Annotated in this window: 21 protein-coding genes and 1 pseudogene; 8 read left to right on the top strand and 14 right to left on the bottom strand. The window is 71.4% G+C overall.

Annotated elements, in window-relative coordinates:
- The 4 genes and pseudogenes from ABZW11_RS38845 to ABZW11_RS38830 form a co-directional block, all read right to left on the bottom strand.
- Window positions 1-489, bottom strand: a pseudogene (locus tag ABZW11_RS38845) (thiol reductant ABC exporter subunit CydC); the annotation flags it as partial.
- Entirely contained in the window at window positions 486-2,129 is a 1,644-nt protein-coding gene (gene cydD, locus ABZW11_RS38840; protein WP_355428917.1) for a thiol reductant ABC exporter subunit CydD, read from the bottom strand. The gene cydD and the pseudogene ABZW11_RS38845, both read right to left, overlap by 4 nt.
- A gap of 54 nt (window positions 2,130-2,183) precedes the next feature.
- Window positions 2,184-2,948 (bottom strand): cytochrome d ubiquinol oxidase subunit II, encoded by a 765-nt coding sequence (locus ABZW11_RS38835; RefSeq protein ID WP_355428922.1) that lies wholly within the window; start codon window positions 2,946-2,948, stop codon window positions 2,184-2,186.
- Between the two features lie 12 nt (window positions 2,949-2,960).
- On the bottom strand, window positions 2,961-4,130 hold the full coding sequence (locus ABZW11_RS38830) for a cytochrome ubiquinol oxidase subunit I (protein ID WP_355428914.1): 1,170 nt from the start codon (window positions 4,128-4,130) through the stop codon (window positions 2,961-2,963).
- Between the two features lie 98 nt (window positions 4,131-4,228).
- On the opposite strand from ABZW11_RS38830, the gene ABZW11_RS38825 reads away from it, so the two are divergent.
- The gene (locus ABZW11_RS38825) at window positions 4,229-4,564 is read left to right on the top strand and encodes a helix-turn-helix transcriptional regulator (protein ID WP_355428919.1); all 336 of its coding nucleotides are present in this window, start codon (window positions 4,229-4,231) and stop codon (window positions 4,562-4,564) included.
- A 31-nt stretch (window positions 4,565-4,595) separates the two neighbouring features.
- Here ABZW11_RS38825 and ABZW11_RS38820 read toward each other — a convergent pair whose 3' ends face one another.
- Window positions 4,596-5,249: a permease prefix domain 1-containing protein gene (locus ABZW11_RS38820; protein WP_355428911.1), complete on the bottom strand. Its 654-nt coding sequence runs from the start codon at window positions 5,247-5,249 to the stop codon at window positions 4,596-4,598.
- Window positions 5,250-5,354: 105 nt separating this feature from the next.
- Here ABZW11_RS38820 and ABZW11_RS38815 point away from each other — a divergent pair, with 105 nt between their 5' ends.
- Genes ABZW11_RS38815 through ABZW11_RS38805 form a run of 3 tightly spaced genes read left to right on the top strand, consistent with a single transcriptional unit; the run spans window position 5,355 to window position 6,302 of the window.
- Window positions 5,355-5,522 (top strand): hypothetical protein, encoded by a 168-nt coding sequence (locus ABZW11_RS38815; protein WP_355428908.1) that lies wholly within the window; start codon window positions 5,355-5,357, stop codon window positions 5,520-5,522.
- Window positions 5,519-5,881, top strand: coding sequence for a metalloregulator ArsR/SmtB family transcription factor (locus ABZW11_RS38810; RefSeq protein WP_355428905.1), 363 nt, complete (start codon window positions 5,519-5,521; stop codon window positions 5,879-5,881). The genes ABZW11_RS38815 and ABZW11_RS38810 overlap by 4 nt, the downstream gene beginning before the upstream one ends.
- Window positions 5,838-6,302 (top strand): SRPBCC domain-containing protein, encoded by a 465-nt coding sequence (locus tag ABZW11_RS38805; protein ID WP_355428902.1) that lies wholly within the window; start codon window positions 5,838-5,840, stop codon window positions 6,300-6,302. The genes ABZW11_RS38810 and ABZW11_RS38805 overlap by 44 nt, the downstream gene beginning before the upstream one ends.
- 98 nt (window positions 6,303-6,400) lie before the next feature.
- On the opposite strand, the gene ABZW11_RS38800 is transcribed toward ABZW11_RS38805, so the two are convergent.
- Complete coding sequence (locus ABZW11_RS38800; protein ID WP_355428899.1) at window positions 6,401-7,834, bottom strand: pentapeptide repeat-containing protein; 1,434 nt, start codon at window positions 7,832-7,834, stop codon at window positions 6,401-6,403.
- Between the two features lie 105 nt (window positions 7,835-7,939).
- Between ABZW11_RS38800 and ABZW11_RS38795 the strand changes: the two genes are divergently transcribed.
- Together ABZW11_RS38795 and ABZW11_RS38790 are read left to right on the top strand one after the other, a co-directional pair.
- Window positions 7,940-9,667, top strand: a complete 1,728-nt coding sequence (locus ABZW11_RS38795; protein ID WP_355428896.1) for an ExeM/NucH family extracellular endonuclease — start codon at window positions 7,940-7,942, stop codon at window positions 9,665-9,667.
- A 118-nt stretch (window positions 9,668-9,785) separates the two neighbouring features.
- Complete coding sequence (locus ABZW11_RS38790; RefSeq protein ID WP_345402140.1) at window positions 9,786-10,160, top strand: thioredoxin family protein; 375 nt, start codon at window positions 9,786-9,788, stop codon at window positions 10,158-10,160.
- A 55-nt stretch (window positions 10,161-10,215) separates the two neighbouring features.
- Here the strand turns inward: ABZW11_RS38790 and ABZW11_RS38785 are convergent, their stop codons facing one another.
- From ABZW11_RS38785 to ABZW11_RS38775, 3 genes are all read right to left on the bottom strand, one after another.
- The gene (locus tag ABZW11_RS38785; protein WP_355428893.1) at window positions 10,216-10,983 is read right to left on the bottom strand and encodes an SAM-dependent methyltransferase; all 768 of its coding nucleotides are present in this window, start codon (window positions 10,981-10,983) and stop codon (window positions 10,216-10,218) included.
- 191 nt (window positions 10,984-11,174) lie between these two features.
- Entirely contained in the window at window positions 11,175-12,512 is a 1,338-nt protein-coding gene (locus ABZW11_RS38780; protein WP_355428890.1) for a class II 3-deoxy-7-phosphoheptulonate synthase, read from the bottom strand.
- A gap of 91 nt (window positions 12,513-12,603) precedes the next feature.
- Entirely contained in the window at window positions 12,604-13,803 is a 1,200-nt protein-coding gene (locus ABZW11_RS38775) for an FAD-dependent oxidoreductase (protein ID WP_355428887.1), read from the bottom strand.
- A gap of 120 nt (window positions 13,804-13,923) precedes the next feature.
- Between ABZW11_RS38775 and ABZW11_RS38770 the strand changes: the two genes are divergently transcribed.
- Together ABZW11_RS38770 and ABZW11_RS38765 are read left to right on the top strand one after the other, a co-directional pair.
- A complete protein-coding gene (locus ABZW11_RS38770) occupies window positions 13,924-14,796 on the top strand; it encodes an anti-sigma factor (protein WP_355428884.1) in 873 nt (290 codons plus the stop codon).
- A 111-nt stretch (window positions 14,797-14,907) separates the two neighbouring features.
- A complete protein-coding gene (locus tag ABZW11_RS38765; RefSeq protein ID WP_355428881.1) occupies window positions 14,908-17,148 on the top strand; it encodes a M64 family metallopeptidase in 2,241 nt (746 codons plus the stop codon).
- On the opposite strand, the gene ABZW11_RS38760 is transcribed toward ABZW11_RS38765, so the two are convergent.
- From ABZW11_RS38760 to ABZW11_RS38740, 5 genes are read right to left on the bottom strand one after another with little or no spacing between them, the layout of a single operon-like run.
- Window positions 17,092-18,087 carry an aminoglycoside phosphotransferase family protein gene (locus ABZW11_RS38760; protein ID WP_355428879.1) on the bottom strand — a complete coding sequence of 332 codons (996 nt, stop codon included), beginning with the start codon at window positions 18,085-18,087 and terminating at the stop codon, window positions 17,092-17,094. The two genes, ABZW11_RS38765 and ABZW11_RS38760, sit on opposite strands and share 57 nt — an antisense overlap.
- 19 nt (window positions 18,088-18,106) lie before the next feature.
- The gene (locus ABZW11_RS38755; protein ID WP_355428876.1) at window positions 18,107-19,105 is read right to left on the bottom strand and encodes a LacI family DNA-binding transcriptional regulator; all 999 of its coding nucleotides are present in this window, start codon (window positions 19,103-19,105) and stop codon (window positions 18,107-18,109) included.
- Window positions 19,086-20,495: a GH1 family beta-glucosidase gene (locus ABZW11_RS38750; protein ID WP_355428873.1), complete on the bottom strand. Its 1,410-nt coding sequence runs from the start codon at window positions 20,493-20,495 to the stop codon at window positions 19,086-19,088. The genes ABZW11_RS38755 and ABZW11_RS38750 overlap by 20 nt, the downstream gene beginning before the upstream one ends.
- Window positions 20,492-21,322 (bottom strand): carbohydrate ABC transporter permease, encoded by an 831-nt coding sequence (locus tag ABZW11_RS38745; protein WP_345402170.1) that lies wholly within the window; start codon window positions 21,320-21,322, stop codon window positions 20,492-20,494. The genes ABZW11_RS38750 and ABZW11_RS38745 overlap by 4 nt, the downstream gene beginning before the upstream one ends.
- Window positions 21,319-22,272, bottom strand: a complete 954-nt coding sequence (locus ABZW11_RS38740) for a sugar ABC transporter permease (RefSeq protein WP_355428869.1) — start codon at window positions 22,270-22,272, stop codon at window positions 21,319-21,321. Before ABZW11_RS38740 ends, ABZW11_RS38745 begins: the two co-directional genes overlap by 4 nt.
- Window positions 22,273-22,277 lie beyond the last annotated feature (5 nt).

Raw genomic sequence — 22,277 nt, 5'->3', positions numbered from 1 at the left:
GGCGGGCAGCAGCACCCCGGCCAGCACCAGGCCCGCCACCAGCACCAGCGCCGCCACCGGCAGGATCGTCAGACCGATGACCACGGCCGCGAGCCCGGCCATCGCCGCCGCGGCGGCCGGCAGGAGGCAGCGGACCAGCAGGTCCTGGACGGCCTCTGTGTCGTCCACCATCCGGCTCAGCAGGTCGGCGCCGCCGTGGCGGGGACGCTGGGGCGGGATGAGGGCCTCGTACAGGTCCTCCCTGGTGCCCGCCTGGGCGCGCAGGGCGACGTCGTGGCCGGTGAGGCGTTCTGCGTAGCGGAAGACGCCCTTGCCGGTGGCGAACGCCCGCGTCGCCACGATCGCCACGCTCAGGGCGGCCAGCGGCGGCTGCTCGGCCGCCCGCGTGATCAGCCACGCGGCGGCGGCGATGAGCCCGAGCCCGGCGAGGTCGGCCGCCGACCCGGCCAGCACCGCCCACCACACGCGCAACCCGATGCGCCGCTTCACGGCCTGCTCCCTTCCACGCGGACACCGGTGTCGGACAGCACGCGCCCGTCGTGGATCCGGATGACGCGGTCGGCCAGGTCGATCATGGCGGGCCGGTGCGCGACGATGACGGCCGTACGGCCCTGAGCCAGCTCGGCGGTGGCCGTCACCACCGCGGCCTCGCTGCGGCCGTCGAGGCGGGCCGTGGGCTCGTCCAGGAGCAGCACGGAGGCGGCGGGGCGACAGAAGGCGCGGGCCAGGGCGACGCGCTGGCGCTGGCCGGCGGACAGGTTCGTGCCGCGCTCGCCCAGGACCGTGCCGAACCCCTCCGGCAGGTCCTCGACGAAGTCGGCGTGCGCCGCCGCGGCGGCCTTGCGGACGTCCTCCAGGGACGCCGTGGGGGCGCCGAGCCGGATGTTGTCGGCCACCGACGTGGCGAACAGGTGCGGCCGCTGCGCCACGAACGCCAGCCGCCCCCGCCACCGCGCCAGGTCGAGCTCCCGCAGGTCGGTCCCGTCGATGAGGATCCGGCCTGAGGACGGCTGGACGAACCCGAGCACGAGGTGCAGCAGCGTGCTCTTGCCGCCCCCGCTCTCGCCGACCAGGGCCACCCGCTCGCCGGGGGAGATGGTGAGCGAGACGTCCTCCAGCGCCGCCGTTTCGCGGCCCGGATAGCGCACGGTGACCTTCTCCAGCCGGATCTCGGGCGCGCCGCCGCCGGGCACCGCACGGGTGCCGCCGCCGGCGCGCTCAGGCTCGTCGTCCAGGACGGCGAAGGCGGCGTCGGCCGCCGCCACCCCCTCCATGGAGGCGTGGAAGCGGGTCCCCATGGCCCGCAGCGGCAGGTACGCCTCCGGCGCCAGCAGCAGCACCAGCAGCGCCGTGGTCAGGTCGAGCGACCCCCCGAGCAGCCGCAGCCCGATCGGCACCGCCACCAGCGCCAGCGACAGCGACGCGCACAGTTCGAGCACAAGCGACGACAGGAACGCCACCCGCAGCGTCCGCATGGTGGCGCTGCGGTGGGCGTCGGCGACCTGCTTGATGACGCCGGCCTGGTAGCGGGCCCGGCCGAAGGCGCGCAGCGTGGGCAGCCCGCGCACGACGTCGAGGAAGTGGCCGCCGAGCCGCGACAGGGCGTGGAACTGCCGCTCGGTGACGGCCTTGGTGGTCATGCCGACGAGCGCGCCGAAGATGGGGATGAGCGGCAGCGTGACCAGAACGATCACGGCGCTGGCGAGGTCGGCGGCGAACAGCCGGATGAGCACGGCCACCGGCACCACCCCGGCCACGGCGATGGACGGCAGGTAGCCGGTCAGATAGTTGTCGAGCCCGTCGAGCCCGCGTCCCGCGAGCGTGACCAGCTCGCCCGAGCGGTGGGCGGCGAGCCGGGCGGGGCCCAGCTCGCGCAGCCGTTCCAGCAGCCGGTGGCGCAGCGCCGACTTGACGCCGGTCGCCGTGCGCCCGGCGAAGACCCCCTGTGCCCAGGCGAGCAGCGCCCGCACCCCGACCACCGCCGCCAGCACGCCGAGCGCCGCCGCGGTGAAGCGCCCGGACAGCACGCCCGCGAGCAGCTCGGCCTGCACCAGCACGAGCAGCCCTGCGAGCACCGCGGCGGCCATGGTGACGCCGAGGTGCGTGCGGACCGCACGCTCGGCCCGCATGAGCGAAAGCAAACCCTTGTGCACAGAGCCCCTCAGATCGCGCTCAGTAAGCCCTCAGAAGAACGAAGGGAGCAACGTGGCGGTCTTGCCTGGCCGGAAAGTCCGCCATACCCATACTTGCGCCCCCACCAGGATGGGTGCGACAGGCAGGACCATGAGACTCAGCACATTCAGCGTGGCCGGGGGAGCGGTGTGCGCCAGCAGGTACGGCATCGCGCCCGCCAGCACCCCGATCGCGGGCAGCGCGGCCACCAGCCCCGACACCAGCACCGCCCGCCCCGACCTGACGGCTCCGAACACGCCCGGCAGGCGCCAGGCCAGGAACGTCCAGCCGTGGAAGGCGAACAGCAGCGTCACCACGACGCCGAGCAGCAGGCCCAGCGGATGCACGACGGGGGCCTGGAAGCCGGTGGCGGCGGCGTACAGGGCCATGCCCCAGCCGGCGGACAGGCCGAGCGAGCCGAACGAGACGGCGCCGTCCCAGAAGCCCCGCCACAGCGACCCGCCGAGCCTGCGGCGGAACCACAGCCCGGCGTCGCGCAGCACCCAGCTCATCAGCATGGCCACGACCAGCGGATAGAGTCCGACCAGCACCTCGCCCTCCAGCAGCGGGTAGACCCCGGCCAGGGTCCCGGCGACGGCCACCAGCCACACCTCGTTGGCCAGCACGTACGGGGCGATCGCGGCCACCAGGCGGTCACGGTCGGCGCGCGTCCTGCCGAGCACCGGCAGCAGCAGCCCCACGCCGAGGTCGAAGCCCTCGAGCGCGAAGTATCCGGCGAGCAGCACGGCGAAGATGGCGAACCACAGCAGGTCCATCGTCAGCACCTCTCAGAAGGTCAGGGCGGGGGAGCGGGGCTCATCGGCGGCGGCGCCGAGGTCGAGCCCGCGCGGCCCGCGCCTGATCACCTTGGCGATGAGCACGTAGTCGACGACGGCGAGCAGGCCGAGCACGGCCGTGAAGGCGGCCAGCGAGCCCGTCACCATGCCGGGGGTCAGGCCCGGCGTCATGGCGTCGGCGACGCTGAGCCGCTCCCAGATCATCCACGGCTGCCTGCCGACCTCCCTGGCGATCCAGCCGAGTATCGACAGGACGAACGGCAGCGGCGTCATCAGCATGAGGATCGGATGCGCCCAGCGAGCCCGCGGCAGCACGCGGATCAGCGGCAGCATCACGAGCAGCACGACCAGCGCCAGGAGCTGGCCGATCTCGATCATGAAGCCGAGCGCGGTGGAGGCCACCGGGTTGTGCGCGCCGAACTTGTCCTCGGCGACGCCGGCGAACTGGGCGTAGCCGAAGGCCATGGTCACGAAGATGCCGACGGCGGCGGTGAGCACGCCGGTGCGCAGCGAGCGGCCGAAGAACTCCGTCTCGGGAGCATGCCGCCACAGCCGGTACGCGCTCGCGCCCACCAGCACCATCCCGCCGGTGAACAGCCCGGCCCCGATGACGTGCGGGAAGGAGAAGACCAGCGCCTTGTTGGCGAGCAGCGCGCCGAAGTCGGCCAGGCGCAGCCGCTCACCGTCAGCGACGGCGCCCGCCGGGTTCTGCAGGAACGAGTTGGCGACCATGATGAAGAACGCGCTGGCGTACGCGGTGAGCGTCACGACCCAGATGCAGGCCACGTGCGCCCACTTGGGCAGCCGGCCCCAGCCGAAGATCCACAGGCCGAGGAAGGTGGACTCCAGGAAGAAGGCCAGCAGCGTCTCCATGGCGAGGGGAGCCCCGAAGACGTCGCCGGCGTAGTCGGTCAGCCCGCTCCACGCCAGCCCGAACTGGAACTCCATCACGAGCCCGGTCACGATGCCGAGCGCGTAGTTGATGACGTAGACCTGCCCCCAGAAGCGCGTCATGCCTTCGTGCAGAGCCTGTCCCGACCGTGCCCACCTGGTGTGCATGATCGCGACCAGCGGCGCGAGGCCCAGCGTGAGCACCACGAACAGGAAGTGCAGGCTGCCGGTCACCGCGAACTGCGTGCGTGCCAGATCCAGTACGTCCATTCACCGCTCCGGAGTCGTGTTCATACGTAGGTAAGCTACACGTAGGAAGCCTACATGTAGATTGGCTACACGATGAACCGGTGTCTAGGATCGATGTCATGAACCCGGATGCGCTGCGCGGCCACATGGACGCTCTCCTGCTCTCCGTGCTGGAGGAGAAGCCGCTGCACGGCTACGCCATCATCGAGGCGCTGCAGGAACGCAGCGGAGGAGCGCTCAGCGTGCCCACCGGCACCGTCTATCCGGCGCTGCGCAAGCTCGAGCGCATCGGCCACCTGTCGAGCGAGTGGGCGACCGTCGGCGGCCGCAAGCGCCGCACCTACCGGCTCACCGATTCGGGCAGGAAGCAGCTGCAGGGGGAGCGGTCGGCCTGGCGGGAGTTCTCCACCGTGATCGGCAGCGTGCTGCGGGCCGAGTCGGCGGCGGTGTCGTGAGCGGTGTAGTGAGCGGTGTCGTGAGCGGGGCTCAGGCGCGCGTCACGCGTACGCACCTGGCGGCGCCGTAGAGCTGCAGGCCCCACATCGCCGAGGTGACCAGGTTCGCCAGCAGGGCCGGCAGCGCTTCGAGTGAGTTGGGTGCGTCGACGGCGAACGACAGCACCATCGCCAGCACGCCCGTGAGCGGCAGCGCCGTCCACACCATGATGCCCATCGACCGGACGGCCAGCCTGGGCTGCCGGATCCAGCGGGCGCCCCTGCTCAGCGCGAAGACCACGAGGCCGCCGTACAGGCCGGTGCCGAGCTGGAGCAGGTCGAGCAGCCGGGAGAGCGGGCCGTACCAGTCGGGCCTGTCGAGCCAGACGCTCGCGTCGGCGGGGTAGAGGTGCCACACCATCGACCACATCGCGACCGTGATCGGCACGCTGACGAACAGCAGCATGCCGAGCCGCCGCCCCGACGCGGCGGTCAGCTCAAGCTGGAAGCCCGGCGCGATCTCGGCCACCTCGCCGAACTCCTCGACCGCGCGCCGCTCGGCCTCCGCCCGGTCGAGCCCCTCGGCCTCGAACGCCTCGGCGGTGTCGAGCAGGCTGTCACGTGCCTCGACGACCAGGTCGTGCTTCGGCCCTGGCGGCCCGCAGACGGCTCTGTCCAGCTCGGCCACGTAGTCGTCGATGAGCATGGCTCAAGTGTAAAGAGAACGGCCGCCGGTCTCATCGGGGAATCCCCTGATATCCGGCGCGGGGCCGGAGCTTGTCATGTAGGAAAGGCCTCGTGGTTCCCCGGCATGGCGCCGATCGGCGGCCTGGTCGTCGGCGCGCCCGACCTCGACGCGCCGGCCGCCCGGCTGGGCGAGCACGGCGTCGCCTTCGACGGGCCGAGCGAGCCGGCGTGGGGGCGGCAGCTGCTCTTCCACGACCCCGACGGCAACGGTTTCGTGGTCAGCCAGGCGTGAGCGCCGACCACGTCTTCGCCGCGCTGGCCAGCCCCGCGCGGCGGGAGCTGCTGCGCCTGCTGCTCGACGAGGGCGCACAACCCGCCGGCCGGCTGGCCGAGCGGTTCGACATGAGCAGGCCCAGCGTGTCCGAGCACCTCAAGGTGCTCAGGGACGCGGGGCTGGTGTCGGAGACCCGCAAGGGCCGCGAACGCCACTACCGCCTGGAGGCGGGACCGCTGATGGAGATCCGCGACTGGCTCAGCCCGTACGAACGCTTCTGGCGAGAGCGCCTCGCCGCACTGACCACCCTGCTCGACGACCTGGAGGACGACCATGCCGCAGACCCCGCCACCCGCCGGCCCGCCGGAGACCGCTGAGGAGCGCACGGCCATCAGGCTCGACCAGTTCCTCGCCCACCCGCCGGCCAAGGTGTGGCGCGCGCTCACCGAGCCGGAGCTGCTGGCCCGCTGGCTCATGCCGAACGACTTCAAGCCCGAGGTCGGCCACCGCTTCGCCTTCACCACGACGCCCAAGAAGTCGGTCGGCTTCGACGGGGTCGTCCACTGCGAGGTGCTGGCGATCGAGCAGGAGAAGCTGCTCCGGCTGGCCTGGAGTGACGGGCGGGTGGACTGGACCGTGACCTGGCGGCTGGAGCCCGAGGGCAGGGGCACCAGGCTCTTCCTCGACCACGAGGGCTTCGACCCGGAGGACGAGCTGCAGCAGATGTCGCGGCGCATCATGGGCGGCGGCTGGCACCGCCACTTCGCCACCATCGAGGCGCTCGCCGCCGAGCTCTGAGCCCCGCACGCCCGCCGCCCCCCGACCGGCACTGTGGTCGGCACTGTGGTCGGCACTGTGGTCGGCACTGTGGTCGGCGGGCAGGGTGCGGGGTGTCGTCAGCGGGCGACGCCCTGGTTCGTCGGGGTGTGGTGCCGGCCGGCGTGGGAGGCCGTGCTCCACAGGACGGCCGCCGCCGTCAGCGCCGCCACCACGGCCAGCCAGAGCGCCGCCCGGCCGAGGCGCATGCCGTACCCGCACAGCAGCCACGACACCGACAGCCACCAGCCGTGACCGGCCTGGCGGCGCATCTCCATGGCGGCGAACGCGAAGTCGGCCGAGGTGGCGCGGTCGCTGGGGCGCAGGCCCGCATAGAGGGCGGCGAGCCCGTCGGGTGTGGCGCCCGGGTCGCCGGGGTCGTCATGGTGGTCGCTTCCGTGGCCGCTTCCGTGGCGGCCCCCGTGGCGGCCCCCGTGGCGGCCCCCGTGGCGGCCGCCTCGCAGGATGTGCTCGTCGGCCAGCACCCGGCGGCGGGAGAACCAGCGCAGCATCGGCCAGCGCAGGCTGAGCTGCACGCCGCGCGGCGTCAGCGCGAACGTGCAGTCCTTGACCCGCACTCCTGACGGGTGCGCCAGCCCCGCGAAGCGGCACGTCGTCAGGTCGAGCCCGTGCAACGCGAGGTCGACGGCGTCCACCTGGCGCAGCGAGGTGAGCGTGGAGCGGCCGCGCCCGGTCACGGTGGCCGGGCCGTGCAGCACCGCGCCCTCCAGGTCGGCCTGGGAGTCGGTGAGCCGCACGGTGGTGGGGCCGGTCACCTCGACGCCGCGCAGGTTCACGCCGCAGCAGGCCACGGCCACGTCGAGCAGCCCGTCGGCGCGCGCCCTGGCCGCCGACAGCCGCCCGGTGGCCGACAGGTACGCGTCGGCGGCGAAGTGGGCGGCCTCGAACCCGGCGTGCCCTTGGACCTTGCGGAACGACAGCGTACGGCCGAAGCGCGCACCCCTGAAGACCGCGCCGCCGCCCAGGCGGGCGCCGTCGAAGGTGGCGTACCCGTCGAACCTGGCGCGCTCGCACGACAGCCCGTGCCCGAACTCGGCCTGGCTGAACAGCGCGTCGCGCGACATCACGGCCTGGTCGAGCGAGACGTGCCCGCGTGCGGTGACGCCGTGGAAGGACAGCTCGCGGGCGAACCTGACGCCCGCCAGCGACACGTTGCCCTCGAACCTGGCGCCGAAGAACGAGGCCAGCCGGTCGAACCTGGCGCCGTCGAGCGACACGTCGCCGCAGAACGTCACCCCTGACAGCCGCACGTCGCCGGTGAAGGTGACCCGGTCGAGCCTGGCCCGTCCTGGACGGCCGCCCGTGGCGTCGAGGATGCGGGCCAGCAGGGCGCTGGTGACGGTGGTGCCGCGCAGGTCGAGCAGGCGGCCGGGGGAGAGCTCGGCGAGCGCCGCGCTCAGGTGCTCGGGATCGAGGTGGGCGAGACAGAGCCCGGTCGGACGGCTAGCGATTCCGGTGCAAGCAGCAGAATACGCGCAGGTGACCCAGTCCATGCTCAGGTGATACCCGCCGCCGCCGATGTCAAGGTTCGGCGATTTAATGTTCTATCCATCTTTATGTGGAAATATGCGGGTCATATTGGCCGTAAAGTGCCGGACATGCACGCTTTATCACGAGCATCCCTGGCGGCCTTGGTCGCGGTGGTGATCCCGGTGGCGGTCCCGGCCGCTCCCGCCGCCGCCGGCAACACGGCCGACCCCGCCTCAGGGCCCTGCGCCACCCCGGCCTCGCACCGCATCGCGCAGGTGCAGGGCGCCGGAGACGCCAGCCCCCTGGCCGGCCAGACGGTACGCGTCGAGGGCGTCGTGACCGCCGACTTCCAGCGGACCGACCAGCTCAGCGGCTTCTTCATCCAGGACCCCAGGCCGGACGCCGACCCGGCGACCTCGGAAGGGCTGTTCGCGTACGCCCGCGAGCCGGTCAAGGACGTCAAGGCCGGCGACCGGGTCCTGGTGACCGGCACGGTGACAGAGTTCAACGGCTGGACCGAGCTGTCGCCCGTCACCGCCGTGGACGTGTGCGGCAAGGGCAAGGTGGCGGCGCTGCCGTACCGGCTGCCGGTGGCCCCCGGCAAGAGCCTGGAGCCGGTCGAGAACATGCTGCTGACCTTCCCGCAGCCGCTCACCGTCAGCGAGCACTACAACTTGGGCCGCTACGGCGAGGTCACGCTCTCCTCCCAGGGCCGGCTGTTCCAGCCGACCGACCGGCGCGGCGTGGACACCGGGCTCAACGAGCGCCGCTCCCTGCTCGTGGACGACGCCTCCACCCGCGAGAACCCGGCCACGCTGCCGCCCATCGTGCGGACCGGCGACGTGGCACTCGGCGTCACCGGCGTGCTCGGCTACGGCTTCGGCTCCTACCGGCTGCAGCCCACCAAGCCCATCGCGTACGCGAACGCCAACCCGCGCACGCCCAAGCCGTTCCCGGTCATCGGGAACGTCAAGGTGGCCTCGTTCAACACCCTCAACTGGTTCACCACGCTCGGCTCGCGCGGCGCGAACAACGCCGCGGAGCAGGAGCGCCAGCTCGCCAAGCTGGTGGCCGCGCTCAAGGGCCTCGACGCCGACGCGGTCGCCCTCATGGAGGTCGAGAACAACGGCCAGACCGCCCTGCAGGCGCTCGTGGACGCGGTCAACGCCCAGGTCGGAGCCGGTACGTACGCCGCGCTCCCGCACCCGTACCCCGGCACCGACGCCATCCAGGTCGGCCTGATCTACAAGCCGGCCAAGCTCACCCCGGCCGGCGCGGCGCAGGCGTCGGACGACCCCGTCTTCAGCCGCCCCCCGCTGATCCAGACCTTCCGCAGGAAGGGCGGCGGCCAGCCGTTCACGATGCTCGTCAACCACCTCAAGTCGAAGGGCAGCTGCCCGTCCGGCGGCCCCGACGCCGACCAGGGCGACGGCCAGAGCTGCTGGAACGCCACCCGCGTCGCCCAGGCCCAGGCCCTGCTCGGCCTCATCGAGGACCGGGACCTGCCCAACCCGATCGTGCTCGGCGACCTCAACGCCTACGGCGAGGAGGACCCCATCGACACCCTAGAGGCGGGCGGCCTGACCAGCGTCACCAAGCGGTTCGTGCCCGCCGCGCAGCGCTACAGCTACCTGTTCGACGGGCTGGCGGGCGAGCTCGACCACGCCCTGGTCGGCAGGCAGCTGCTCAAGCGGGTCACCAGCGCCGCGATCTGGCACATCAACGCCGACGAGCCGCGCATCCGCGACTACAACACCGAGTTCAATCCGCCTGATCTCTACCGGCCGGACGCCTACCGCTCATCCGACCATGATCCGCTGGTCATCGGCCTGACCCTGCCGCCCGGCGGACGCTGAGCCCCGGCGGGCGCGGCCGATCCGAAGGGCCGCGCCCGCCGGCGGAGCATGGAATGCTGGGTGTGGGTACGTGGTTGAGACGGATGCACTGCTAGCGACAACGAGCAAGGAGCCACTTGTGGCGACCATCGAAGTAACCGAGAAGAACTTCAACGACATCGCCGACAAGGGGATCGTGCTGCTCGACTTCTGGGCCGAGTGGTGCCCGCCGTGCAAGAAGTTCGGGCCGATCTTCGAGCAGGCGTCGGACAAGCACGAGGACATCACCTTCGGCAAGATCGACACCGACGCGGAGCAGGGCCTCGCCCAGGGGTTCGACATCACCTCGATCCCCACGCTGATGGCCATCCGCGACGGCATCGTCGTCTTCGCGCAGGCCGGCGCCATCCCGGCGCCCGCGCTCGAAGACCTCATCAGGCAGGTCAGGGCCCTCGACATGGACGCCATCAGGGCCGAGCTCAGCGAAGAGCTGAAGAACGCCCAGCAGAACTGACCGCCGACACGTCGAGGCCCCGCCGGTTCACGGCGGGGCCTTTCTCATGCACGAATCAGATCCTGCGGGCGACGCCGACGTACCCGAAGGTGATGTGGTCGCCCAGCATCATCTCCTGGTCGGGACGCCACCTGGCGGGGAACGTCAGCCCCGGCTCGGCCAGCTCATAACCCTCGAAGAAGCGCTCGATCTGCTCCCGCGTGCGCAGGTTCAGCGCGGCCGTCGACTTCTTGTAGACCTCCAGCGCCTGCGGCGTCTCCTCCGGCGTCGGGTCCACCGCGTGGCTGATCACGAGGTAGCTGCCCGGCACGCTCGCCGCACGCAGCTTGGCCACCAGGTCGTAGGCGTCGTCGTCGGAGACGAAGTGCAGCAGCGCCAGCATCAGGAACGCCACCGGCTGGTCGAAGTCGACCAGCCCGCCCAGCTTGCCGAGCAGCGCGTCGGGCTCGCGCACGTCGGCCTGGAGGAAGTCGACGTTCTCCTTCCTGGCCAGCAGCGCCCTGCCGTGCACGCACACCACCGAGTCGTAGTCCACGTAGACCACGCGCGCCTCAGGGGCGATCTCGTGCGTGTTGCCCTGGGTGGGCAGGCCGGCGCCGAGATCGACGATCTGGCGTACGCCGGAGTCCACCAGGTGGCGCACCGCACGGCGAAGGAAGTCCCGGTTCGCCCTGGCGCCTTCCTTCGTGTGCGGGAATTTCTGGAGGATCTGTTCGGCCGCTGCCCGGTCGGCCGCGAAGTTGTCCTTGCCGTCGAGGAAGTAGTCGTACATGCGCGCGACGTTGGGGACGTTCGGGTCGACCCCCTCCGGAGCACCAGCCACGTCATTTCTCCTGAAATATGAGAGCTTTTCCGGGCGATCATAGCTCTCAAACCTCAGCTTTCTCCCGAATTCAGGATTGCCCGCCGATGAGACCTGGATCACTCTTTCCCCGAAAGCGACGCAGCGGACCGGAGAAGTACTCCGGCCCGCTGCGGGGTGAAAGGGGGACAGGCGCGTCACGCCGGGAACGGTCAGCCGCGGTAGAGCTCGGCGACGCGGAAGGCGAGGTCGAGGGACTGGCCGCGGTTGAGGCGCGGGTCGCAGGCCGTCTCGTAGCGGGTGGCGAGGTCGGCCTCGTTGATCTCGTGGCCGCCGCCCACGCACTCGGTCACGTCGTCACCGGTGAACTCGATGTGGATGCCGCCCGGGTGGGTGCCGAGCGAGCGGTGCACCTCGAAGAAGCCGGCCACCTCGTCGAGCACGTCGTCGACGCGCCGCGTCTTGTGACCGCTCGGCGCCTCGAACGTGTTGCCGTGCATCGGGTCGCAGATCCACGCCACCCGCGCGCCGGACGCGGTGACCTCCTTGACCAGCGCGGGCAGGTGCTCGCGGATCTTGGAGGCGCCCATCCGGGTGATGAACGTCAGCCGCCCCGCCTCGTTGGCCGGGTTGAGCTTGTCGACCAGCGCGAGCGCCTCGTCGGGCGAGGTGGTGGGCCCGAGCTTCACGCCGATCGGGTTGCGGATCTTGGAGAAGAAGTCGACATGGGCGCCGTCGAGCTGGCGGGTGCGCTCGCCGATCCAGACCATGTGGGCCGACACGTCGTACGGCAGCCCCGTACGCGAGTCGATGCGGGTGAGCGCGCGGTCGTAGTCGAGGATGAGCGCCTCGTGCGAGGAGTAGAACTCCACGGTGTGGAACTCCTCGGGCTCGGCCCGGCAGGCCCGCATGAAGGCCAGCGCCTGGTCGATCTCGCGAGCGAGCTGCTCGTAGCGGCGACCGGCCGGCGACTCGGCCACGAAGTCCTGGTTCCAGGCGTGCACCTGGCGCAGGTCGGCGTAACCGCCCTTGGTGAAGGCGCGGGCGAGGTTGAGCGTCACGGCGGAGGAGTGGTAGGCCTTGAGCAGCCGCCACGGGTCGGGCATGCGGGCCTCGGGCGTGAAGTCGAAGCCGTTGACCATGTCGCCCCGGTAGGCCGGCAGCTCCACGCCGTTGCGGACCTCGGTGGGCTTGGACCGCGGCTTGGCGAACTGCCCCGCGACCCGGCCGATCTTCACCACCGGCACCCGGCCGGCATAGGTCAGCACGATCGCCATCTGCAGCAACGTCTTCAGCTTCTGACGCACGTTGTCGGCGGTCGCGCCGGCGAACGTCTCGGCGCAGTCGCCGCCTTGCAGGACGAACGCCTCACCACGGGCGACGGCCGCCAGCTGCTCCTTGAGCTGGTCGCACTCGCCGGCGAAGACCAACGGGGGCAGGCCGCCGAGTTCGGCGACAACCTTGTCGAGCTCGCCGCGGTCTGGCCAGTCAGGCTGCTGCGCCGCGGGGAGGGCTCGCCAGGAATCGAGATCCACTAGATTGCTGCTCACGAGATACGAGGGTATTCCACTGGCTCGGCACCACCGACCCCCTTGTCCACGTTGTGAGAATGCGGTTATACGGGTGCGAACCCAGAGGAAGTCAAACTTGCTTTGCCATGAGGTGCTCGGGCCGTACGCCGAGGCCGATCACCCGGGCCACCAGCGCGTTGAGCACCGGGATCGCCGTCAGGTCGCGCGGCAGCCGGCGCGCCGGGTCGGCGTCGCCGCTGAGCGTGGGGCTGATGAAGCGGTTCTGGATCACCTGCTGCAGCGCCTGGGTGATCCGCGTGGGCGGCATGCGCCGCCGCTGCACCAGGTGCAGCGCCCGCTCCGGGATCGGCCCGCCGTGCCTGAGCGGGCCGGCCAGCAGGTTGGCGGTCGCGACCGCGTCCTGGACGGCCATGTTGATGCCGACGCCGAACACCGGTGACATGGCGTGCGCGGCGTCGCCGATGCACAGCAACCCCGGCCGGTGCCAGCGGCGCAGCCGGTCGAGGCGGACGGTCAGCACGCTGACGTCGTCGTAGCTGTTGATCTGCTCCGCCCGTCCGGCCAGCCAGGGCAGCAGCTCGGCGATCGGCCGGCGCAGCGCGCCGATGCCCTCGTGCGTCAGCCGCTCGTGGCCGCCCTTGAGTATCACGTACGCGAGCTGCCAGTAGTCGCCCCGGTTGATGGCGACCATCAGGCGGCCCCGCGAGACCCGCAGGAACGGATCCTCGCGGTCGCCCGGATCGCGCGGCAGCCGGAACCACAGCACGTCCATGGGCGCCCCGAGGTCCTGCGGCGTCAGGTCGGCCTTCGCGCGCAGCGCCGACGTGCGGCCGTCGGCGGCGACCGTCAGATCGGCCCTGATCTCGTGCTCGCCCGACGGGTCGCGGTAGCGCACCCCGCGGACCGCGCCGCCCTCGCGGATCAGGTCGACCGCCTCGGCGTTCATCAGCAGCCGGAAGTTCGGGTAGCGGGCCGCCGCGCGCGTGACGAGCGTGAGGAAGTCCCACTGCGGCACGAACGTGATGTAGTTGTACCTCGTCCGCAGGTTCCGCACGTTCACCAGGCGGATGTCGCCCGCGTCCGACACGACGGTCAGGCTGTACGCCTTGCGGTGCGGCAGCTTCAGCAGCTCCTCGGCCAGGCCCAGCTCGTCGAGCACCTCCATGGTCGAGGGGTGGATCGTGTCGCCCCTGAAGTCCCGCAGGAAGTCGCCGTGTTTCTCGAGCAGCGTCACCTCGGCGCCGGATCGCGCCAGAAGGAGGGCGAGCATCGCACCGGCGGGGCCGCCCCCCGCGATCACACATCCCATAATTCATCCCCCAATGAGATTGTCGCACCTTCGCCGAAATGCACAAGGGCGGGGGCCATCCGGCGTGCCAGGAGCGCCGAAGTACAGGGGTGAGCCGCCTCTCACACCTGGGAGTGGACGATGAACGACGAGCTCCACACCCTCTCGGGCGCCTACGCCGTGCACGCGCTGCCGTACGCCGAGTGGGTGCTGTTCGAGGAGCACCTGCACGTGTGCGACGGCTGCGCGGCCGAGGTCCGCCGGCTGCGCGAGACCGCGGCCCGCCTCGCGGAGACGGTCGCCGAACCTCCGCCCGCCCGCCTCCGCCGCCGCCTCCTCACCGCCGCCCACCGAACGCGGCCCCCGGGGATCCGCGACGACGCGCCCACGGTGTCGCATCGACTGCCCGTGCCGACCGTGCCGTCCGTGCCGTTCGTGCCGTCCGTGCCGTCCGTGCCGTCCGTGCCGTCCGTGCCGTCCGTGCCGCCCGGGGACGGCGATGGCGGGCGGGTGGTGCCGTTGGGGCGAAGGAGGCGGCGCGTGGAGGTGGTGGCCGGGGTGTCGGCCGCCGTGTCGGTCGCCGTGTCGGCGGCGGCGGCCGTGGCGCTCGGCGTGCTCGCCTTCGACGCCCGCCGCGACCTCGCCGACCTCACCGCCAGGAACGGCGAGCTGGCCGCCGTGCTGGCCGCGCCCGACGCCGAGACCATGCGGCGGCCGGTCAGCACCGGCGGCACCGGCACGGTCGTCATCTCGCGCGAGCGGGGGCGGATGGTGTTCACCTCGTCGGGGCTGGCCGAGCTGCCGCGCGCGAAGGCGTACGAGCTGTGGCTGATGGGCCCGGAAGGCCCGCGCCCGGCCGGCCTGCTGGAGCCCGGCCCCGGCGGGGCGAGCGGCCCGATGGTGCTGACCCCGCTGCGCCGCGACGACCGCGTGGCGCTCACCGTCGAACCGGCCGAGGGCTCCCGGCAGCCCACCACCGACCCCGTCATGCTCGCCGACCTCCCCAAGGCGTGACCCCTCGCACCCAGCCCGACATGTTCGCCGACCTCCCCGGGGCGTGCCCCCCAGCCCAGGCGTGATCGAATCGAGATGGACTATCGGGGCCTATCACCCGATAGTGCGATCATGCGTAAATTCGCGGCCCTGACACTGGCCGCCACAGTGTCATCCACCGTGTTATCCGCTCCGGCAGCGCCCGCGCACGCCGCCGGGCCCGGCTCGGCCACCGTCGTGCCGGTGCAGGTCACCGGAGCACCGGCCAAGCGGTTCAACCTGATCGTCATGGGCGACGGTTACACCGAGGCCGAGCAGGACGAGTTCAGGGCGGACGTGGACCGGCACCTCAACGTGATGTGGTCCATCGAGCCGTTCAAGTCGTACCGGAACTACATCAACGTCTACCGGATCGACATCGTCTCCGGCGAGTCCGGCATCAGCTGCGACCCCGGCCTGGACGCGCCGCGCAGGACCACCCCGCTCAGCATGGGCTTCTGGGGCCACTGCAACCCCGCCGGCGTGCAGCGCCTCATCACCATGGACAACACCGCCGCCACCCGCTACGCCGACCTGGTCACCGGCACGACCTCGGGGAACCGGCAGATCCTCGCGCTGGCCAACAGCGGCACGTACGGCGGCGCCGGCGGCTCGTACGCCACCGCGTCGGGCAGCAACAGCATGTCGGCCCTGATCAGCCCGCACGAGCTGGGCCACTCGCTGGGCGGCCTGCAGGACGAGTACGACTACTACCAGCGCGGCGTCCCCGGCGGCGCCTACACCGGGTCCGAGCCGTCGTCGGCCCACCACACGCTGCTGACCGAGCAGCAGATGCGCGACCAGCGCATGAAGTGGTGGCGCTGGCTGGGCGAGGAGAGCGAGTCGGGCGGCACGATCGGCCGCTACGAGGGCGGCCTGTACTACACGACGGGCGTGTGGCGCCCGAGCGCCCACTCCATGATGAAGACCCTCGGCTACGCCTACGACCAGGTCGGCCGCGAGGTCATGGTGCAGCGCATCACCGCGAAGACCGCGGTCGTGCAGGACGCGACGCCGACCGGCGCCCCGGTGGGCGCGGACCGGGTGCTGTGGGTGGAGCCGATGCGGCCGGTCGGCCACTCCCTGGTCACCACCTGGACGGTGGACGGCGAGCAGGTCGAGGGCGACCGCGACGTACTCGACCTGCGGACGCTGAACCTGTCGCCCGGCAGGCACACGGTCACTGCGACCGTCGCCGACCCGACGGACTTCGTCAGGGACCCGGAGATCAAGGCGGCCGTCAGCGCCACCCGCACCTGGACGGTGGACACCGCGCTCACCACCCCGCCGGACGGCGTCGAGCCGGCGTTCGTCTCGTCCACGCCGACCGACCGGCCGGTGGGCCGCGACGACGTCGTGTACGTGGGGACCACCCACCCGGCGGCGACCGTCCCCGAGGTCACCTGGACGCTGAACGGCGAGAGCCACCAGGGCACCGACCTGGACCTGGGCGAGCTGGACCTGCCCGAGGGCACGCACACGCTCACCGCGACCCTCGCGGGCGAGACGCTCACGTGGACGGTGGACGCCACCGCGCCGCGCACGGCGTACGCGCTGTCGGAGCCGCTGGCCAGGTCGGGCGACACCTACGTCTACAACGGCCCGTTCACGATGCGGCTGACCGGCGACGACGACCACGACGGCTACGTGGTCTCGGAGTCGCGGGTGGACGGCGACGGCTGGTTCACCTATTTCGGCTGGCCCACGTCGTCGGAGCTGCCGTGGACGTTCTCCGAGGAGGGCACGGAGATCGACTCGCTGGTCTACGGCAAGCTGCCGCGCGGCCGGCACACCATCGAATACCGCTCGATGGACGCGGCCGGCAACCACGGCAGGCCGAAGAGCTTCACCGTCACCACGATCGCGCCGCCGCCCGCCTGCACCCGCACGATCAAGGGCGCGCACCGGGGCCCGCTCACCGTCACCGGCGGCGTCACCTGCCTCGACGGCGCCGAGGTCACCGGCACGGTCACGGTCGGGAAGGGCGCGTCGCTGGTGGCGTCGGGCGGCCGGATCACCGGCGCGGTCAGCGCCGACCGGCCCGCCGAGGTGCACCTGCTCGGCACCCGGGTCAGCGGCGCGCTCGCGGTGCGCGGCGCGGCGAACCTGACCGTCGTGGGCGCCGACCTGCGCGGCGCGGCGCTGCTCACCGGGCTCAAGGACGGCGCGGCCGTCCTGTCGGGCAGCACGGTCAAGGGGGCGCTCGCCTGCTCCGGCGGCACGCCGGCCGACCTCGGCTTGCCGAACACGGTCAAGGGCGGCAGCAGCTGCGGCGACCTACTCGACGGGCCGCGCGGCCGCGCGTACGAGGCGGTCCAGCACGTCCGTCAGTGACGCGGTCGCGCTGACGCGGACCCTGGCGTACTCGTCCGGCGGGTACTGCCGGGGTCCGTTCTCGATGAGCAGGATCAGGTAGAGGTAGGCGCGGTAGAGGTCGAGCCTGGTGCGGGCGGCAGGGGTGAGCTCCAGCGGCGTCACCTCGCGGTAGCCGGCCAGCAGCGGGTCGTCGTCGGCCAGCTCCCCGAAGATCGTCGGCGTGACGAACTCGGCCAGCGGGTCGCCCCAGAAGGCCCGCTCGTGGTCGATGATCGCCTGGATGCGGGGCGGCCCGGTCACGTCGAGGAAGACGTTGCCCGCCCACACGTCGAAGTGCACCAGCCGCGGCGTCATCACCTCGTCCAGCACCGGCGCCGCCGCCTCGGCGATCGCCATGATCTCCGCGGCCGGCAGCGGCAGCGGCGTCGGGTAGCGCTCGGTGTCGCCCAGCAGCGCCGCCACCATCGCGAGGAACGCCGAGCGCCACGTGGGGCCGGTGATGCCCGCGTGCGGATAGCCGAACACCTCGCCGGTCACCGTGTTGAACCTGGCCAGGTGACGGCCCAGCTCCCTGCGCAGCCCGGCCTCGCCGTCCGGCTTGACGTCGTTCCACGACACGCCGTCGAGCGCGGCCAGCAGCAGGTAGTCGCCGCCCAGCACCGGATCGTCGAACCCGGCGCGCAGCAGCGCCGCCACCGGCACGCCCGCCTGCGCCGCCAGGCCGATCGCGGCGGCCTCCATGCGCAGCAGGTTGCGCTCGTAGCTGAGCTGGTCGAGGTCGGGCGGCGGGCTCAGCTTGAGCACCGCGTCACGGCCGTCGGCCAGCCGCAGCCGCCACACGGCGTTGGCGTAGCCGTCGGTCAGCTCGGTGGCCGACTCGACGCCCACGCCCACCGCGCGGCGGGCCAGGGCGTCGAGCTCGGCCGCCGCTAAGCGCCGCTTGGTCCTGCTGTCCATGGCCCTCGCATCCTGCTGCTCATGCGGACTCCCGGCGTACGAGGTGGGTGTCGAGGATCACCACGGGCTGGCGCAGCTCCTCGCCGTTGATGCGGGCCACCAGGAGCTGGGCCATCTGCCGCCCCATCGCCTCGGTCGGCTGGTGCACGGTCGTCAGCGGCGGGTCGGCGTGCAGCGCGGCCTTGGAGTCGTCGAACCCGATCACCGCGACGTCGTCGGGGATCGAGCGGCCCTCGGCCTTCAGCACGCGCATCGCACCGAGCGCCATCGGGTCGGAGGCGGCGAACACCGCGTCGAGCTCGGGGTGGGCGCGCAGCAGCTCGGTCATCGCCGCGGCGCCGCTGTGCTCGGAGAAGTCACCATAGGCCACGAGCTCGGGAAGGCCCGAGGGCAGCAGCGCGTCTCGGTAACCCGAGAGCCGGTCGACGCCCACGCCCATGTCCTGGGAGCCGGCGATCGTGGCGATCGCGGTGCGGCCGAGGCCCAGCAGGTGTTTGACCGCCTGCCGGGCCCCTGCCCTGTTGTCCATGTCCACATAGCTGTAAGGGTCGAGGCCGACGGGGCGGCCGCCCAGCACGGTCGGCACCCCCATCGCCTCCAGCCTGCCCGGCAGCGGGTCGGCCCCGTGCAGGGACAGCAGCAGCACGCCGTCGACGTGCTGACCCGTCAGGTAGTGCTCGAGCCGCGCGTGCTCCTCCGGGGTGCGCGCCATCGCGAGGATGAGCTGCAACCCGGTCTCGGCCAGCGCCGAGCCGATGCCGCGGATCGTGCCCGCGAAGTACGGCTCGTCGAAGACCCGGAACTGGGACTCGGACACCACCAGCGCCACCGTGTCCGTGCGGCGCGTCACCAAGGCGCGCGCCGCACGGTTGGGCACGTAGCCCAGCTCGCGGATCGCCAGCTCGACGGCCTCGCGGGCCTTGGCGCTGACGTTGGGCGAGCCGTTGATGACTCTCGACACCGTGCCCCGGCCCACTCCGGCCCGAGCAGCGACTGCCTCAAGAGTCGGTCGGTTCATGGCGCCTATTCTGCCGGATGATCTCCGAGTACCAGAGCGCGCTGTCCTTCAGAACGCGCTCCTGGGTCTCGAAGTCCACCCGCACGAGGCCGAATCGCTTGCCGTAACCCCAGGCCCACTCGAAGTTGTCCATCAGCGACCAGGCGAAATAGCCCTCCAGCGGCACGCCCGCGTCGATGGCCTCCTTGCAGGCGCCGAGGTGCGCCTCCACGTACGCCTGCCGCTCCCCGTCGTGGACGCGGCCGGCGTCCAGCACGTCGTCGAAGGCCGCGCCGTTCTCGGAGACGACCATCGGGATCGGCGGGTAGTCCCGCGCCACCCTGGTGAGGATCTCCACCAGGCCGCCCTCGTCGATCTCCCAGCCCATCGCGGTCACCGGGCGGCCGCCGTTGACGAACGAGACGTGCTCGCTGCCGACCCACGGAGACCCCGAGTCCGTGGGGGCCGCGGCGGCCGACTGCTTGCCGCCGGGCGCGCCCGAGACGGTGAAGCGGCTGTAGTAGTTGACCAGCAGCACGTCGAGGGGCGCGTTGATGGTCTTCATGTCGCCCGGCTGGATGAAGTCGGGCTCGACCGGCAGGTCGGCCAGCACGTCCTCCGGGTAGCGGCCGAGCAGCATGGCGTCCAGGAAGAAGCGGTTCTGCAGGCCGTCGATGCGGCGGGCCGCGTCCAGGTCGCGCTCGCTGTCGGTCTCCGGCGTGACCGCGTACAGGTTGACGCAGCCGCCGACCCGGCGGGCGTTCATCGCCTGCACGGACAGACCGTGGGCCAGGTTGAGGTGGTGCGCGCCCCTGATCGCGTTCTCCGGCTCACGACGGCCGGGGGCGTGCTCGCCCGAGGCGTAGCCGAGGAACGCGGCGCACCATGGCTCGTTGACCGTGCTCCACGTGTGGACGTAGTCCTTCAGCGCGTCGTGGACCGCGGCGGCGTAGTCGGCGAAGCGGTAGGCGGTGTCGCGGTTGGGCCAGCCGCCCTCGTCCTCCAGCGCCTGGGGCAGGTCCCAGTGGTAGAGGGTCAGCCACGGGTCGATGGCGTGCTCGCGCAGTTCGTCGCAGAGCCGCCGGTAGAAGTCGAGACCCTTCTGGTTGATCGGGCCGGAGCCGTCCGGCTGGATCCGGGGCCAGGAGACCGAGAACCGGTAGGCCGACAGGCCCAGCTCCGCCATGATGGCGACGTCTTCCCGGTAGCGGTGGTAGTGGTCGATGGCCACGTCCGCGTGGTGCCCGTTCAGCACCTTTCCCGGCGTCTTGGTGAAGGTGTCCCAGATGGACGTGCCGCGCCCGTCCTCCGCGACCGCCCCTTCGATCTGGTACGCCGAGGTCGCGGCCCCCCACGCGAAGCCCGCAGGGAAGCGCAGCCCGGAACGCGTCTGTTCCTCTTGTGTCGTCACGCTTTGACCGCACCTTCCATGAGGCCGCCCACGATCTGGCGGCCGAATGCGACGAATACTGCGATGAGCGGAATGATGGACAACGCGGTGCCCGCGAAGATCAACGAGTACTCCGTGGAGTACCTCGCGTTGAGCCCGTTGATCGCGATCTGCACGGTCGGGTTGTCCTGGTTGAGCACGATCAGTGGCCACATGTAGTCGTTCCACATGAGCATGAACGTGTTGATGCCGAGCACGGCCATGCCGGGCCGCACGGCGGGCAGCACGACGTTCCACCAGATGCGCAGCGTGGCGGCGCCGTCCACCCGGGCGGCCTCGACCAGCTCCATCGGCACCGACTGCCGCGTGTACTGCGTCATCAGGAAGACGCCGAACCCGTTGAGCAGGTACGGCAGGATGACCGCCTTGAGGGTGCCCGTCCACTCCAGGCTCACCATGAGCCGGTAGAGCGGCACCACGCCCATCTGCTGCAGCGGCACCGCCATCGTCAGCAGCACCAGCAGCAGCAGCGCGTTGCGGCCGCGGAAGTTCAGGTTGGCGAACGCGAAGCCGGCCAGCGTCGAGATGAGGATCACCGAGATCGTCACGACGCTCGCCACGATGAACGAGTTCGTCAGGCCGGCCACGAACTTCGCCTCGGGGTGCTGGAGCACCGCGATGATGTTCTGCCCCAGGTTGCCGCCCGGCAGGAACTTCGGCGGCGACGAGACCGCGTCGGAGTTCGTCCGCGAGGCGATGACCAGCATCCAGTACAGCGGGAACGCCGACAGGAAGATGGCCAGCCCGAGCAGCACCCGCGTCAGGACGGTCGGTTTCCAGATGGTCATTTCGTGCCCCCGATCCTGCGCACGAACGCGAAGTTGATCGCCGCTCCGATGAGGATCAGCAGGAACAGCAGCCAGGCCGCGGCCGAGGCGTAGCCGTAGTCGAACTCACGGAACGCCTCCTTGTAGACGAACATGGCCACCGTCTGGAACTGGCCCTGCGAGCCGCCGTCGGGGTTGCCGTTGTAGAACGTCATCGGCTCGGAGAACAGCGTCAGGCCGCCGATCGTGGAGTTCAGCACCACGAAGATCATCGTGGGGCGCAGCATCGGCAGCGTGATCTGCCAGAACTGCCGGCGCTGCGAGGCCCCGTCGATCGAGGCGGCCTCGTACAGGTCGCGCGGGATCGTCTGCATGCCGGCCAGGAAGATGATCGCGTTGTAGCCGGTCCAGCGCCAGTCGACCATGGTCGCGATCGCGATCCACGACGGCACGCGCTCGGCCCGCCAGTTCGTGTTGTCCACCCCGACCATGCCGAGCAGCCAGTTGACCAGGCCCCAGTCGCGGGCGAACAGCTGCGTGAACACCACCGCCACCGCCACCACCGAGGTGACCAGCGGCAGCAGCACGCTCATGCGCAGCGCCAGCCGGAAGCGCATGTGCTTGTTCAGCGCGTTGGCCAGGAACAGCGCCAGCAGCATCTGAGGGACGGTGGCGATGATGAACATGGCCAGGGTGTTGACCGTGGCCCGCCAGAAGTCGTCGTCGCTCAGCAGCGCGGTGTAGTTGCCCAGACCGGCCCACTCGACGGTGCCGGTCAGGTCGTAGTCGTACAGCGAGTAGTAGAGCGTGAACGCCAGCGGGAAGAGCCCGAAGGCGGCGAACAGCAGGAAGTAGGGGGACACCAGGAAGTACGGCATCGCCTTGACGTCCAGGCGGGAACGCCAGCGGCGGCCGGGCGGGCGGGCGCGGTGGTTGCTCCGCGCCGCCCGCGGAAGGGTGTCGAGGCTCATAACAG

This window comes from Nonomuraea sp. NPDC004580, from assembly GCF_040609855.1.
Taxonomy (GTDB): domain Bacteria; phylum Actinomycetota; class Actinomycetes; order Streptosporangiales; family Streptosporangiaceae; genus Nonomuraea; species Nonomuraea salmonea.
The sequence above is the reverse complement of the archived record's forward strand: the minus strand, read 5'-3'. Positions and strand labels throughout refer to the sequence as shown.